This window comes from Saccharopolyspora terrae (genome assembly GCF_004348435.1).
In the GTDB taxonomy this organism is placed as follows: Bacteria; Actinomycetota; Actinomycetes; order Mycobacteriales; family Pseudonocardiaceae; genus Saccharopolyspora; species Saccharopolyspora endophytica.
Genome location: NZ_SMKS01000024.1, coordinates 1 through 13,780, shown reverse-complemented (window position 1 = coordinate 13,780; position 13,780 = coordinate 1). Strand labels below are relative to the sequence as shown.

The following is a 13,780-nucleotide window of genomic DNA, read 5'->3' as shown; positions in this document are numbered from 1 at the left end:
ATGACGTCGCGGAGCCTGGGTGAACCGAGCCGCTCACCGTTCGCGCTCCCGCGCGGTGTGCGCGGTCGGATGGCCGGGCGCTTCATGCTGTGGGCGAACCGCCAGGAAGAGGTGCTCGACCTCCTCGACGTCCCGGCCGGCGCGGAGGTCCTCGAAGTCGGCTACGGACCCGGCGGACTGATCCGCCTCCTGACGCGGACTCCCGCGAGGCGGATCTGCGGCGTCGACCCCTCGGCGGAGATGCGCGACCTCGCGAGCCGTCCGCATTCCGACGCGATCGGCGCGGGCCGGATCGACCTGCGGCTGGGCACCGCCGCCGACACCGGTTTCCCCGACGCGGTTTTCGACCGCGTCGTCGCGGTGAACAACGTGGCCATCTGGCCGGACCTCGACGCGGGCATCGCCGAGCTGCACCGGGTGACCCGCCCCGGCGGGCGGCTGCTGATCGCCTGCCACGGCGGGACGAGACCGTCGTTCCTCACGCGCAGCAACGCGCTCTCCGCGGACAAGATCGACCGGATCGAGCGAGCGCTGCGCGGCGTCTTCTCCGAGGTCTCCCGTCGCGACTTGACCTCCCTCACGGCCTTCACCGCGGTCCGCTGAAGCGTTTTCTCGACTTGTTTTGCGTGGCGGTGCGGGTGGCGGAACCTGACACGCCTTCTGGCTCCGGGATCCGACCAATACACGGCGCTACGGCTGTCCTCCCCAGAAGCCGTGTCAGAACCCGCGGCGGCGCGAGCTGAGTCCCACACCTGACACCAACAGCGGCTCCGCCGCTTCTTGAGCAACACGCAGCCGTTCGACTTCTGGTCATCCGCTTGGCGGGGCGCCGGTCGCCGGGCATGCTGTGCGCGGCGCCGAAGTCCCCTGGAGGATGATCGATATGCCGCGTCCGCGGCTGGCCGTCTGCGTGGCAGCCATCGGCCTGGTCCTGGCCGCGTGCACCGCTCCCCCGCCGCAGCCCGCGGTTGACCCGGCGCGACCGAACATCGTGTTCGTGCTGGTCGACGACATGGACCAGGGGCTGGTGCGGTTCATGCCGGAGGTGCTGCGGATGCAGCGGGACGGCGTGACGTTCTCGAACTCCACCGTCACCGACTCGTTGTGCTGCCCGTCCCGCGCGTCGCTGCTGTCGGGGAAGTACCCGCACAACACCGGCGTGTTCACCAATGAGCCTCCCGACGGCGGGTTCGCGGTGTTCCACCGCCGCGACGAGCGCGACACCGTGGGCACCCAGCTGCAGCAGGCCGGGTACCGGACGGGGTTCATGGGCAAGTACCTCAACGGCTACCAGCCGGGCCGGACGCTCGGCGGCGAGCGTCCTTTCGTGCCGCCGGGCTGGGACGAGTGGGCCGTGGCGGGCAACGGCTACGACGAGTACGACTACCAGCTCAACGTCAACGGCCGGTTGCGGTCTCACGGGCACCGGCCCGGCGACTACCTGACCGACGTGCTGGCCCAGCGCGGCAACGACTTCATCCGCTCCAGCGCCGCCCGGGGCACGCCCTTCTTCCTGGAGGTCGCGCCGTTCGCGCCGCACGGGCCGTTCACCCCGGCTCCTCGGCACGCCGACGCGCTCCCGGGGCTGACCGCGCCGCGCACTCCGGCTTTCGACGAACCGGACCGCTCGGACAAACCGGCGTGGCTGCGCGCGCTCCCGCCGCTGCCCGCGGCGAAGGTGCGGGCAGCGGACGTGAAGTTCCGCAAGCGAGCGCAGTCGTTGCTGGCGGTGGACGAGATGCTCGCCGGTTTCCAGCGCACGCTCACCGAGACCGATCAGGCGCAGCGCACGCACGTCATCTTCACCTCCGACAACGGTTCCACCTCGGTGAGCACGCGCTGCCCGAGGGCAAGCAGACGGCGTTCGACACCGACGTGCGGGTCCCGCTGATCGCCACCGGACCGGGTGTCCCGGCGGGGCGGACGGTCCCGGATTCGGTGCAGAACATCGACTTCCGCCCGACCTTCGCCGAACTCGCCGGTGCACCGAGGCGTCCCGACGTCGACGGCACCGGTTTCGCTTCCCTGCTGCGCGGCGAGTCCGGAACGGGCAGGAACGTCGCGCTCGTCGAGCACCACGAGCCGCGCGTCTCGCAGGAGGACCCCGATCGCCAGGAGAAGCCCGACGGGGTCCCGCCGACCTACGCCGCGATCAGGACTCCGGAGGGCACCTACGTCGAGTACGTCAACGGCGAGCGCGAGTTCTACGACGCCCGGACCGACCCGTTCCAGCTGACCAACACCTACCCGAGCCTGCCGCCCGAGCGCCGCGACGAACTCCACCGGATCCTCGTCCGGGTGGCCGAATGCCGGGGCACGGCCCAGTGCACCGAGGCCGCCAAGGCGCCCTGACCACCGGCGCGGCAGCCCAGCGGACGCGAAAACGCCCCGCGGTGACCGTTTCCAGGAGCACGGGCACCGCGGGGCGATCCGGTCAAGCGGTCGCCGGGACCGCTTGAGAGCGCTGGACGGCATCGCGGGACGGGGTGAGCAGGGTCGCGACGGCCAGCGCCCCCAGGCCGGTCAGCGCCGCGATCCCCCAGAGCACGATCTGCCAGGCCTGCGTCAACTGCGCGGCCTGCTCCGCCCCGGCCAACTCGCCGGTGGCGACCCTGCCTGCCCGCTCAGCGCCGACCCGACCGGTCAGCAGCGTGATCAGAACCGAGCCGAACAACGCCATCACCAGCGTTTGCGAGCCGCCCCGCACCGTGTTCAGCAGACCGGCGGCCATACCGGTGCGCGATCGGTCGACCTGGTTCATCGCCTGCGCGTCGATCAGTCCGGTGGCCAGACCGATGCCGAACCCGACTGTCAGCAGCGGGCCGAGCAGCTCCCAGCCCCCCATGCCGGGGTGCAGCCGGGTCAGCCAGGCGTTGCCCGCAGCGATCAGCAGCAGACCACCGGTGATCAGCAGCCTCGGAGAGGCTCCCCTGTCGATCAGCCTGCTGACGAGCAACGGCAGGACCAGCGTCGGCGCCGTCGCCATGAGCATGACCAGACCGGAGTCCCGCGCCGACATCCCGTTCGCGCCCTGCAGGTAGGTCGGCAGGTACGACATCATGCCGCCGAAACCCAGCACCATCACGACACCGGCCAGCAGCCACCCGACGAACCGCCGGTTGCGCAGCAGAGTCAGGTCGAGCACCGGGTTCGGGCTGCGACGCTCAGCACTCGCGAAGACCACGAGCAGCCCCGCCCCGGCCGCGAGGAGCCCCAGCACCAGCGGACTGGTCCACCCCGCGCGGGAGCTCTGGGTGATGGCGAACATGACCGAGGCGAGCCCGGCGATGAAGCTCACCGCGCCGAACCAATCCACGCGCTCGCGCCGCTCGGCACGGGATTCCTCCATCACGAGAGTTCCGGCCAGCAAGAGCAATCCGGTCGCGGCGAAGGCTCCGAAGGTGGCCCGCCAACCGAGCGCGCCGACCAGCCAGCCCGCCAGCGTCGGGCCGATCGCCATGCCCACACCGGCGATGGTGCCCATCGCGGCGAACGCCTTGGTCCGCTGGCTCCCGGTGAACGTGGACGCCAGGATCGCGCCGCCGCCGGCCATCACTCCGGCCGCGCCGACGCCGGTGACCGTGCGCGCCACGTCCAGCAGCAGGACGTTCGGCGTGAGCGCGGCGACCAGACCGCCGATCGCGTAGGTCGCCGCACCGATGCGGTAGATCCTCCGCCTGCCGAACAGGTCGCCGGTCGACCCGGCGACCAGCATGAACGACGACGCGGTGAGGAAGTAGCCCGTCACCACCCACTGCAGGGGGCCGCCGGAGGCGTTCAGGGCGGCCCCGATCTGCGGCAGGGCGACCGTCGTTCCGGACATCGACATGGGCAACGCCAGGTAACCGAGCAGCACGACGGTCAGCGTCAGCTTGTTCTTCACGGTTGCGCCCTTCGTCAGACGTCGTACGGGTCGGCGGTTTTGGCGTTGCGCAGCGCGCGCGCCCACCACGTGAGCTGGTTGAGCATGCCCTTGGCCGCACCGTTGCACGCCTCGTCGACCGGCCGACCGCTGTCGTCGAAGCGGTCCCAGGCGTTGTGGAAGCTGACGCTGTCGCGGACGGTCATCGCGTGCAGTTCGGCGAAGACGAGGCGCAGCTGCTCGACCGCGCGCAGGCCACCACCCATCCCGCCGTAGGAGACGAAGCCGACCGGTTTCGCCCGCCATTCCGCGCGGTAGAGGTCGATCGCGTTCTTCAGCGGAGCCGGGAAGCTGTGGTTGTACTCGGGCGTGATCACGACGTAGGCGTCCGCCGAATCCAGTCGTTCGCCCAGCTCGGCGACGTGCGGATCCGGCGCGGCGCCGAAGTCGATGGCGGTGGGCAGCGGGATTCCCGCCAGGTCGACGACATCGACGTCCAGGCCGTCGAACTGCCGGGCCTGCTCGGCGAACCAGTCGGCCACGGTCGGCCCGAAGCGGCCCTCGCGGTTGCTCCCGATGATCACGGCCAGGCGCAGTGCGGACATCTTCGCTCCTCGGATTCGGTGTGCTGGAAGCTGACGAGTGGTAAAGTACAACGTGTAATGCACTTAGTGCAATGACCGTTGTACTTTTTCTCGGGAGAGCGACTTGAGCAGGGAGAACGCCTCGTCACGCGGACCGGAGAAGCGCCGGGCGATCCTCGACGGAGCTCGCGAGGTGTTCGGCCGGGACGGTTACACCCGGGCGAGCATCGGCGTGATCGCCAAGACCGCCGACGTGTCGACCCGCACGATCTACAACCACTTCCAGGACAAGGACGAGCTGTTCCGGACGGTGATCCTGGAAAGCGCGGCGCAGGTCCGCGAGGTCCAGCTCGGCGACCTGGACCGGAACCTGAGCAAGATCGTCGACCTGGAGTCGGACCTGATCGCGCTAGGACTCGCGTTCACCACGGTGATGCCCCGGTTCAGCGCGCACTTCGCGCTGGTGCGGCAGATCCAGGCCGAAGTCGGGCACATCCCCGCGGAGGTCCTGCGCGCCTGGCAGGAGGCCGGGCCGGAGCGGGTGCAGGAGGACCTCGCGCGCCGCTTGACCGGCCTGGCGGCCGAGGGCCTGCTCGAAATCGAGGATGCACGCCGAACCGCTCTGCACTTCGTGGCGCTGGCCGGGAGCGAAGTCCAGAGCCGGACCTACTACGGTGCGCTGCCCATCGACGAAGCGACTCGCGAAGAGATCGTCACCGCCGGCATCAAGGCGTTCCTGCGCGCCTACTCCCCTCGCCCTCGGTAGAAGTTCACGCATCCTGACGCAGGCTCGCAGGCGGGAAGAGGTGACGCGCACCACCGCAGACTCTTTCCCTCAAGACGTTTCCGTGTGCGATCATTTTCCCGACCGGACGGGACAGCTGGGTCGGCGGCGAGAGCACGGGGATCAGCCGATTCACGCCGGACCCGTTGCCCCGAGGGGCGTACCGGGCGACAACCCCTCAACCGTGGCCACCGAGCAAGCAGGAGCAGGCATGTCCGAGAAGTCGTCGATGGCGCCGAGTTCCGCACCCGTCGGCGTGGACACGACCAAGGCCAGCATCGCCCGCGTCTACGACGCGGCGCTCAACGGCAAGGACAACTTCGAGGTCGACCGCCAAGTGCTGGACCACGTCGCCCAGGCGGCACCGGAGGTCAAGGACATGGCGTGGTCCAACCGCATGTTCTTGAACCGGGCGTGCCAGTACCTCGCCGACGAGGCCGGCATCCGGCAGTTCCTCGACTGCGGTTCGGGCCTGCCGACCGCGGAGAACACGCACCAGATCGTGCAACGGGTGTGTCCCGACACCGAGGTCGTCTACATCGACAACGACCCGGTGGTCATCGCGCACGGCAAGGCGCTGCTCGAGGAGAACGACCACACCCACTTCGCCTCCGCCGACATCTTCAACCCGGACGAGGTGCTGGCCCACGACACAGTCCGCAGGCACCTCGACTTCTCCGAGCCGATCGCGCTGCTGCAGGTCGGCACCCTCCACCACCACCTCGGCGACGACGGCCCGGATCTGATGCGGACCTACATCGACGCGCTCGCCCCGGGCAGCTACGTCGTCATCGCGCACTTCTTCGACCCGCAGACCCCGGAGCACAGCGCGCTGGCCCGCAAGATGGAGGAGCTCTTCCTGCACAGCCCGATGGGTTCGGGCCGCTTCCGCACGCGCGACGAGATCCGCGCGCTGCTCCCGGGACTCGACATCCTGCCGCCCGGCCTGGGTGCCCCGGCCGACGTCGAGCTCTGCGACCTCTGGTGGCCGAACGGCCCCAGGTCGCGCCCGCTGAACCAGGCCGAGAGCTGCATCGCCGGCGTGGTGGGACGCAAGAACTAGCGCGGGAGCAATCGAAACGTCCGTTGCCGACCCCGCGCTCCGCTCAGTCCACATCGGACTGCGGAACGAGGGCACCCCGGCCGGCTCACCGCACTGGCAGCAGCCGCGGCCGGTTTCGCGGACCGATCCGCTGCCAGCGCCACGCACCAGGAGAAGGACGGTAGCCCTGCGGGCGGCTTCGGCTCCGCGAAGCCCGCTGCGGACTTGATGTTCGACTTCCAAGATCATCCTCTATACCGTCAGCCTCGTCGACACGAGGAACGGGGACATCCGCCACGGGCAAGCTCGACGGGCAGGTCGCTTTCATCACCGGCGCCGGGCGCGGCCAGGGCCGCAGCCACGCCGTCCGGCTGGCGAGCGAAGGCGCCGACATCATCGCCACCGACGCACCTGCCCCGGTCGGGTCGGTCCGGTACCCGCTGGCCACCGCCGCCGACCTGGCCGAAACCGTCCGGCAGGTGGAGGCCGTCGGCCGCCGCGTCGTCGCGCGCACCGCCGACGTGCGGGACTCCACCGCGCTGGCCGAGGCCGCCCAGGCTGGCGTGGACGAGTTCGGGCGGCTGGACGTCGTGCTGGCCAACGCCGGGATCTTCAGCGCCGAGCCGACGCTGTCGATGAGCGACGAGACCTGGCAGGACATGATCGACATCAACCTCACCGGGGTGTTCAAGACGATCAAAGCCACCGTGCCGCACGTCATCGAGGGCGGCCGCGGTGGATCGGTGGTCATCACCAGCTCGCTGGCCGCGCTGCACGTCAACGACAACACCGCGCACTACTCGGCGGCCAAGTCCGGCCTGGTCATGATGATGAAGGTCCTCGCCAAGGAACTCGCGCCGCACCGCATCCGGGTCAACACGGTCCACCCGACGACCGTGGGCACGGACATGATCCACAACGACGCCATCTACGGGCTCTTCCGACCCGACCTGGAGAACCCGACCCGCGAGGACTTCGAGGACGTCGTCCGCGGCATCAACCGTCTCCCGGTGGCTTCGCTGGAACCGGAGGACGTCACCAACACGGTCCTGCACCTGGTCTCCGACGACAGCCGCTACATCACCGGCACCACGATCCCCATCGACGCCGGCGCCGGGCTCTGACCCGACCTCCCGCGCACAAGGGGCGGTTTCGGTCCGGCCGGGCATTCCGGACGTCGGTCACGGGCGGTTCGGGCCGAAACCGCCCGCGAGTCAGGAAACCGGCTGCAAGTCGGGACGTTTCGCGCTGCGGCCGTCCCCCGTGGAGCGGCCAGTGATCCTCCGCCAGAGCCACGGCGCCAGGAACACCGCGGCCCAGTGGGCTTCGGCGGCCACCGCGCGCACCAGGCCGGGAACCGGTTGCTGCGGCAACGGGGCGCTCCACGCGTCGTCGCTTCCGGGCAGTCCCAGCGCATGCGCGAAACCGTCGGCCAGCAACGCGTGGCCCGCCGGGTTCAGGTGCAGGCGGTCGTGGCTCCAGATCCGGCGGTCCGCGCACACCGGGTACCGGTCCGCCTCGACGACGGTGGCGCCGTGCTTCGCGGCGATCTCGCGCACGCGCGCGTTGAACTCGGTGAGCCGAGGCTGCCAGCGGCGGGCGATCGGCGCGATCTCGCCGATGTCGGGGTAGGTCACGGTGGCCACGTGCGCACCTGATCGACTGAGCGCGCCGATCATCTCGTCCAGCTGCGCGGCGACCGCGTCACCGTCGTACTCGCTGCGCAGCACGTCGTTGAGCCCCGCGACCACGGTGGCGAGATCGGGTTCGAGCTCCAGCGCGGGTCCGAGCTGCTGGGCGCGCACCTCGCCGATCAACCTGCCGCGCACGGCCAGGTTGGCGTAGCGGAAACCCGGGTCCAGACCAGCGATCTTCTCCGCGAGCCGGTCCGCCCAGCCGCGCAGGCCGCGCTCGTCATCGCCGTCCCCCACGCCTTCCGTCTGGCTGTCCCCGATCGCCACGTACCGCGCGTACATGTCCACCTTCGCTCTGCGACATCACTTTCACGTCCCGCCAGCACAGCAAACCATCCCGAGGCGAAAGGACGCGGCCCCTACCGCTTTTCGCCGGCGCGCACCAGAGTCCTCCCCGGTGAATTCCGATTTCGCAGAGTCACGCGTCGCGACCGCACGTAGTCATCGGGAGTTTTTCCTCATGCGCCCGACGGGCGCAACCGCTCATGTGTCATCGTCGGGCACATGGGGACCGAGGTATGGGTGACGTGGATCCCGGCTGTCCTGGCTCTCGTGGCCGCCGGTGTCTCCGGCTGGCTGCTGTGGTCGGCTCGGAAGACCGCTGAGGAGACCACCCGCCGCTCCGAGACGGTGCGCCGGCTGACCGCGGCGGTCGAGGCCAACGCGGAGAAGACCGGCCGCGCCGCCGCGACCGCCACCGAGCAGGCCGAGCGCGCCTGGGAGCAGGTGAAGCTGTCCCGGAGCCAGCTGGACGAAGCGCGCGAGGAGCGCCACGCCAGCACGCAGGCCGAGCAGTGGGAGTGGGCCTACGCGTTGACCACGGCCGCCCGCGAACTCGTCAACAGCTGCCACGAGCTCATCCGCATGTCCCTGGACTCGCAGGTCGCCCCGCACTACCGGACGGCCGCCGACCGGCACTACCGCCAGGCCGGGCAGCGCTGGCAGGACACCATGATCAAGGCGATCTCGCGCACCCAGCCGCCGCTGGAGATGCAGCAGCAGGTCGCCACGTTCGCCGAGGTGCACCAGCGCCTGCACGGTCAGCTGGGCGTGCTGCTGCGCGCCGTCGAGACCAACACGCTCGCCGAGGGCGACACGCTGACCAAGCAGATCCACGGCATGCGCCACGAGCTCAACAACGCGCACCGCAACCTGCAGCGCATCGTCAGCTCGAACCTGTCGAGCACCTCGGCCCAGGGCGCGCAGACCAACTCCACCGAGCAGACGCAGCTCAACCAAGCGGTCACCCCCGGCCCGTCGCACGCCGCGCAGCAGACCCAGCTCACCCCGGCCGCGACCCCCAGCGCGTCGCAGGCGAGCGCCGCGCAGACGCAGCTCACCCCGGCGGCCACGCCGAGCTCGTCTCAGACCGGGCGCAACCAGCAGGTCCAGGCCAACCCGCCCCAGCCGGTCGACCCCTCGACCCAACAACTCGCCAACCGCCCCGCACGCACCTGACTCAGGCCGCTCCCACGCCCAGCATCGGCAGGCAGGGAGCAAGCCCCTCGATCTCGACCGGAACCGAGCGGTGGGCCTCCCAGGACTCGCGGGTGAGCCTGAACCGCTGCTCCACCCTCAGCTCGCCGCGGAGCGCGCTTCGCTGGACGCCGTCGGCCTCGTAACCGAGCTTGCGCGAGATCCGGAGCGACGCCTCGTTCCCCTCCGCAGCGAAGGAGCGGGCGTGCCGGGCTCCGATCCCGGCGAAGGCGAAGTGCAGCACCGCTTCCCGCATCTCGGCACCGATCCCCCGCCCCTGGCGGGCCTGCCCGATCCACGATCCCGTGCTCACCTCGCGCGTGACGGCGAAGTTCCGGCCGTGGACGCTCTGCTGCCCGACGATGACGCCGTCCAGGAACACGCCGAAGCCGATCGTCCAGCCCTGCGGGCTCCACTCGGCGAGCTTCGCCCAGTGGTGCTGGACCACGTTCAGCGCGACCTGCTCGGGCGGATGATCGGTCCACGGAACGCTGAACGGCATGAACGCCGGGTCGTGCACCCCTCGGGCGGCCAGCTCCGCCAGATCACCCAGTTCGTCCTGCGAGGGCAGCCGCAACACCAGCCTCGGCGTGGTCAATCTCAGCCCGAAGAGCGGGAAGACGTCGATCAACATCCACCCATGATGCCGCCGATTCCGCTCGGGCGCGGTCCTCTGTCGTCGCGTCAGGGTTTGCGGGCTATTGCGGCGTACATGGCGATGTCGGCTTCGGGGACGTTGAGGGATTCGAGGTCGTCGGGGCGCCACTTGTGCATCTGCACCAGGCCGGGGTCGACGACGTCGAGGCCGTCGAAGAAGCGCTGCGCGGTGGTGCGCGAGCGGAACTTCAGGGTTTCGCCGTGCTCGCGGTACGCGCGGCGGACCTCGGCGAGCAGCTCCGGGGCGTACTCGTCGGTGGCGATCGTGGCCGCCACGTAGCTGCCCGAGGGCAGCACGTCGACGATGCGGCGGACCACGTCCAGCGCCTCGTCGTCGTCCTCGATGAAGTGCACGACCGCGATCAGCATCAGGCCGATCGGCCGACTCGGGTCGAGGGTTTCCCGGAACTCCGGGGAGTTCAGGATCGTGTCGGGGTCGCGCAGGTCGGCGTCGACGTACGCGGTCCTCCCCCGCCCGTTCTGCGCCATCAGCGCGCGGGCGTGGGCGAGCACGATCGGATCGTTGTCGGTGTAGACCACGCGAGCTTCCGGCTTCACCTCCTGCACGACCTCGTGCAGGTTCGGCCTGGTCGGGATTCCGGTGCCGATGTCCAGGAACTGGTCGATCCCGCAGTCGGTGGCCAGGAAACGTCCTGCGCGGTGCATGAACTCGCGGTTGGCGCGCATGTGCACCGGCAGCGCGGGCCAGACCTGCTGGGACGCCTCCGCGGCGGCGCGGTCGACGGCGTAGTTGTCCTTGCCGCCCAGGATGTAGTCGTAGATCCGCGCGCCGTGCGCCACGTCCGTGCGCAGGTCCCCCACGCCGTCGCTCATGCCGCTCCTCCCCGAAGGCCAACGGACTCCGATGCTTCCAAAGATCAACGCGCGCCGTCCACGCCCCAGTGGACCACGAACATCACACCTGCCACGGCGAGATCACCCGTTTCCGGCCCGCTGGGCCAGGAGCACCAATCGGCACTGCGACGTACGGGTGCTCCAAACGTGGTAATTCCAGTCATTCACCCCACAGGACGATCTTTTCTTGAGACCGTGTGCGCAGCACGGGTTGATCACCAGCTCAGCCGAGATCCGGCTGGGGAGACGCCGACGGCGCGCTCCGCGAGCGTTGCGCAACCCGAGCACGACCAGATGGGGGCCCCATGGACTACGGAATCGACATCAGCCACCACAACGCCGTCGACGACTGGGCGGCCGTTCGCGGCAACAACATCACCTTCGCGAGCATGAAGCTGACCGAGGGCCGGACGTGGGTCGATGACGCGGCAGGCGCCCACGTGGCCGGTGCGCGCGGCGCGGGCATCATGACCGGCGGCTACCACTTCGCCCGCCCCGGGGCCATCGACCCGCAGGTCGGGCACTTCGCCTGGTGGATGGGCCAGCACGGGCTCAAGGAGCCGGGCAACATGTGGCCGATGCTCGACATGGAGGATCCCGAGATCCCCGACCCGAACGCCTTCATCGCCGAGTTCGTCCGGTTGTTGCGCATCGCGACCGGTGTCCGCGGAGTGCTGGTGTACGCGAGCCTGAACTGGTTCCAGAACATCATCGACCCCAACCTGTGGGCGGGCGACGACGTGCTGCTGTGGATCGCCCGCTACAACGGCGACCCCGGCAACCCGGGCTGGGGCCACCCCCGCTTGGCGCTGCACCAGCACAGCGACGCCGGACAGGTTCCCGGCATCCCCGGCGGGGTCGACCGCAACGCCACCGTCGGCGGCTACACCCGGGCGGCCTTCACGCTCTGAGCAACACCGGCAATCCCCTCGCCGTCCCACCGTTGGCGAGGGGATTCCTGTTTCCCGCGATGGCTTTTCGAAGAACGGTCAGCCGGTGTGGATCGAGGCGAACGGTGCCGCCTCGTAGCTCGGGTCGGTGGAACCGATGCCGAGGAGGCGTCCGTCGACCTCGGTTCCGGCGTGGACCGGACCTTCGTCGGGACCGTCGACCGCCTGCCAGGTGGTGCCGTCGTAGCGGAGCGGACCTGTCTCGGCGAGGTTCCACAGCGCGCCCTCCGCGTGGACGAACTCGCCGGGTGCGCCCGCGTCCGGCGCGGGAGCTTCGCTCCAGGCCGCGCCGTTCCAGTGCAGCAGCACGGGTTCGGTCTGCTCCGGCTGGTCGTAGATGCGCGCGGCGGCCGAGATCCACACGTCGTCCGCGGCGCGGGCGGTCACGTCGTTGACCTCGAGGAGTGCGTTCTCGGGCATCTCGACCGGCGGCACCGGCCCCTCGGCCCAGGCGGTGCCGTCCCAGTGCAGGGCCATCGCGGCGTCGCCCCGCGTCCCGGCGATCCACAGGTCGTCCGGGCCGCCCCCGATCGCACCCAGCGTTGCCTCGTTCGCCGGCTCCGGCAGCGGCAGGTCCTGCCAGGCCGCGCCGTCCCAGCGCTTGGCGAAGGAGTGCTGCCGGGGTTCCTGCCCGTCGTCGTAGCCCTTGCCGATCAGCCAGACCTCGTCACCGACCGCGACCACGTCGTCGGGGCGCACCCGGGTGGCGCCGGGGACGTCCACCGGGACCTCCGTCCACGCCGCACCGTCCCAGCGCAACAGGGCCCCGGCGGTGTTCTTGTAGCCCCAGCCGACGGCCCACGCGTCGTTCGGGCCGGCCACGGCCGAGGACACCAGGTGACCGATGGGCGGGACCGGGACCTCCGCCCAGCTCCCGTCGGCTCCGCGGCGGTACGCCTGCGAGGTCGACGAGGTGCCACCGGCCTGCCCGTAGGAGCCGAAGGCCCACGTCTCGCCGCCACCGCTGGACGCGGTGGAGATCGCCGACGAGAGGCCCGGCCGCTGCGGGAACGGCTCCGCCGTCCACGTCGCCTGGGCGCCGGCCACGCCTCCCACCAGCGCCGTCGCCGCGACGAGCGGGGTGATGATCCCGATCCGCTTGAGCACGGTCGTCCCCCTCCAGTCGGTCACGTCATCACTCAGACGCGCCGAACCGGAAGGAGGTTGTCCGGACCACCCGACGACGACTGCGGCGGCCCCCTTCCACAGGGGACCGCCGCAGTGGTCAACTCACCCGGAGGTGATCAGGCGACGTAGCCGCGGGGCTGGACCAGGGAGGTCAGCTGGTCGAGGCTCAGCCAGTACTCCTTGTTGCCGCCGAAGTTCGCCGGGTCGGCGATCTTCACGTTCTTCTTGTCGGCGTCGTAGCCGACGACCGACACGTAGTGGTAGATCGTCTGGCTCGACGGGTAGCCGGGCGGCTGGTTGCCGGGCGGCGCGACGATGTTGGCGACCATGGCCTTGCCGCTGTCGATGTTGCGAACCGTGTCGTCCCACAGTTCCTTGGTCATCTCCGGCGAGACCTCGCGGCTGCTGAGGTCCTTGGCGACGTAGTGCGTGCCGGTCGGGGCCAGCAGCTTGTTCAGGCCGTCCGCGACCTGGCCGACGTGGTCGGTGCCGTTCTCGGTAGTGCCGAGCTCCTTGGCCAGCGCGGCCTGGGAGGGCAGTTCACCGGTCTTGGACGACATGGCGATGCGGGTCGCGGCGGGGCCGCACCAGTAACCGGTCAGCTGGGCCGCGTAGTTGACGGGGAGTTCCTTGGTGACCGCCTGCGGCTTGACGTCCGCAGACTTCTTCTCGGCCTTCTGCTCAGCCTTCTCGTCGGACTTCGGGGCGGCCGGCGCTGCGGGGGCAGCGGCGGGGGCCAGAGCAACGG

Annotated in this window: 15 protein-coding genes; 8 read left to right on the top strand and 7 right to left on the bottom strand. The window is 70.2% G+C overall.

Annotated features, from left to right (window positions below):
- From E1181_RS15380 to E1181_RS32145, 3 genes are all read left to right on the top strand, one after another.
- Complete coding sequence (locus E1181_RS15380; RefSeq protein WP_132675351.1) at window positions 1–603, top strand: class I SAM-dependent methyltransferase; 603 nt, start codon at window positions 1–3, stop codon at window positions 601–603.
- A 280-nt stretch (window positions 604–883) separates the two neighbouring features.
- On the top strand, window positions 884–1,891 hold the full coding sequence (locus E1181_RS15375) for a sulfatase family protein (protein WP_235876794.1): 1,008 nt from the start codon (window positions 884–886) through the stop codon (window positions 1,889–1,891).
- On the top strand, window positions 1,876–2,352 hold the full coding sequence (locus E1181_RS32145; RefSeq protein ID WP_235876793.1) for a sulfatase/phosphatase domain-containing protein: 477 nt from the start codon (window positions 1,876–1,878) through the stop codon (window positions 2,350–2,352). Before E1181_RS15375 ends, E1181_RS32145 begins: the two co-directional genes overlap by 16 nt.
- Window positions 2,353–2,434: 82 nt before the next feature.
- Here the strand turns inward: E1181_RS32145 and E1181_RS15370 are convergent, their stop codons facing one another.
- A complete protein-coding gene (locus tag E1181_RS15370) occupies window positions 2,435–3,883 on the bottom strand; it encodes an MFS transporter (RefSeq protein ID WP_132675349.1) in 1,449 nt (482 codons plus the stop codon).
- Window positions 3,884–3,897: 14 nt separating this feature from the next.
- The gene (locus E1181_RS15365; RefSeq protein WP_132675347.1) at window positions 3,898–4,467 is read right to left on the bottom strand and encodes an NADPH-dependent FMN reductase; all 570 of its coding nucleotides are present in this window, start codon (window positions 4,465–4,467) and stop codon (window positions 3,898–3,900) included.
- Between the two features lie 103 nt (window positions 4,468–4,570).
- On the opposite strand from E1181_RS15365, the gene E1181_RS15360 reads away from it, so the two are divergent.
- The 3 genes from E1181_RS15360 (at window position 4,571) to E1181_RS15350 (ending at window position 7,396) form a co-directional block, all read left to right on the top strand.
- Window positions 4,571–5,212 (top strand): TetR/AcrR family transcriptional regulator, encoded by a 642-nt coding sequence (locus E1181_RS15360; RefSeq protein WP_132675345.1) that lies wholly within the window; start codon window positions 4,571–4,573, stop codon window positions 5,210–5,212.
- Between the two features lie 229 nt (window positions 5,213–5,441).
- Entirely contained in the window at window positions 5,442–6,293 is an 852-nt protein-coding gene (locus E1181_RS15355) for an SAM-dependent methyltransferase (RefSeq protein WP_132675343.1), read from the top strand.
- 233 nt (window positions 6,294–6,526) lie between these two features.
- The gene (locus tag E1181_RS15350) at window positions 6,527–7,396 is read left to right on the top strand and encodes a mycofactocin-coupled SDR family oxidoreductase (RefSeq protein WP_132675341.1); all 870 of its coding nucleotides are present in this window, start codon (window positions 6,527–6,529) and stop codon (window positions 7,394–7,396) included.
- A 90-nt stretch (window positions 7,397–7,486) separates the two neighbouring features.
- Here the strand turns inward: E1181_RS15350 and E1181_RS15345 are convergent, their stop codons facing one another.
- Window positions 7,487–8,248 (bottom strand): SGNH/GDSL hydrolase family protein, encoded by a 762-nt coding sequence (locus E1181_RS15345; RefSeq protein ID WP_132675339.1) that lies wholly within the window; start codon window positions 8,246–8,248, stop codon window positions 7,487–7,489.
- A 222-nt stretch (window positions 8,249–8,470) separates the two neighbouring features.
- On the opposite strand from E1181_RS15345, the gene E1181_RS15340 reads away from it, so the two are divergent.
- Complete coding sequence (locus E1181_RS15340; RefSeq protein WP_235876792.1) at window positions 8,471–9,424, top strand: hypothetical protein; 954 nt, start codon at window positions 8,471–8,473, stop codon at window positions 9,422–9,424.
- 1 nt (window position 9,425) lies between these two features.
- Here the strand turns inward: E1181_RS15340 and E1181_RS15335 are convergent, their stop codons facing one another.
- The gene (locus tag E1181_RS15335; protein ID WP_132675337.1) at window positions 9,426–10,076 is read right to left on the bottom strand and encodes a GNAT family N-acetyltransferase; all 651 of its coding nucleotides are present in this window, start codon (window positions 10,074–10,076) and stop codon (window positions 9,426–9,428) included.
- Between the two features lie 50 nt (window positions 10,077–10,126).
- Window positions 10,127–10,933 (bottom strand): SAM-dependent methyltransferase, encoded by an 807-nt coding sequence (locus E1181_RS15330; RefSeq protein ID WP_132675335.1) that lies wholly within the window; start codon window positions 10,931–10,933, stop codon window positions 10,127–10,129.
- A gap of 326 nt (window positions 10,934–11,259) precedes the next feature.
- Between E1181_RS15330 and E1181_RS15325 the strand changes: the two genes are divergently transcribed.
- The gene (locus E1181_RS15325; RefSeq protein WP_132675333.1) at window positions 11,260–11,865 is read left to right on the top strand and encodes a glycoside hydrolase family 25 protein; all 606 of its coding nucleotides are present in this window, start codon (window positions 11,260–11,262) and stop codon (window positions 11,863–11,865) included.
- A gap of 78 nt (window positions 11,866–11,943) precedes the next feature.
- On the opposite strand, the gene E1181_RS15320 is transcribed toward E1181_RS15325, so the two are convergent.
- Window positions 11,944–13,035: a hypothetical protein gene (locus tag E1181_RS15320; protein WP_235876791.1), complete on the bottom strand. Its 1,092-nt coding sequence runs from the start codon at window positions 13,033–13,035 to the stop codon at window positions 11,944–11,946.
- A 113-nt stretch (window positions 13,036–13,148) separates the two neighbouring features.
- Window positions 13,149–13,780 (bottom strand): C39 family peptidase (locus E1181_RS15315; RefSeq protein ID WP_328590890.1); only part of this gene is annotated, 632 nt, incomplete at its 5' end.

Excerpts from the sequence above, each read along its gene's own strand:
- E1181_RS15380 (WP_132675351.1), top strand. The coding sequence starts at position 1 with ATGACGTCGCGGAGCCTGGGTGAACCGAGCCGCTCACCGTTCGCGCTC.
- E1181_RS15375 (WP_235876794.1), top strand. The coding sequence starts at position 884 with ATGCCGCGTCCGCGGCTGGCCGTCTGCGTGGCAGCCATCGGCCTGGTC.
- E1181_RS15365 (WP_132675347.1), bottom strand. The coding sequence starts at position 4,467 with ATGTCCGCACTGCGCCTGGCCGTGATCATCGGGAGCAACCGCGAGGGC.
- E1181_RS15355 (WP_132675343.1), top strand. The coding sequence starts at position 5,442 with ATGTCCGAGAAGTCGTCGATGGCGCCGAGTTCCGCACCCGTCGGCGTG.
- E1181_RS15345 (WP_132675339.1), bottom strand. The coding sequence starts at position 8,248 with ATGTACGCGCGGTACGTGGCGATCGGGGACAGCCAGACGGAAGGCGTG.
- E1181_RS15340 (WP_235876792.1), top strand. The coding sequence starts at position 8,471 with ATGGGGACCGAGGTATGGGTGACGTGGATCCCGGCTGTCCTGGCTCTC.
- E1181_RS15335 (WP_132675337.1), bottom strand. The coding sequence starts at position 10,076 with ATGTTGATCGACGTCTTCCCGCTCTTCGGGCTGAGATTGACCACGCCG.
- E1181_RS15330 (WP_132675335.1), bottom strand. The coding sequence starts at position 10,933 with ATGAGCGACGGCGTGGGGGACCTGCGCACGGACGTGGCGCACGGCGCG.
- E1181_RS15325 (WP_132675333.1), top strand. The coding sequence starts at position 11,260 with ATGGACTACGGAATCGACATCAGCCACCACAACGCCGTCGACGACTGG.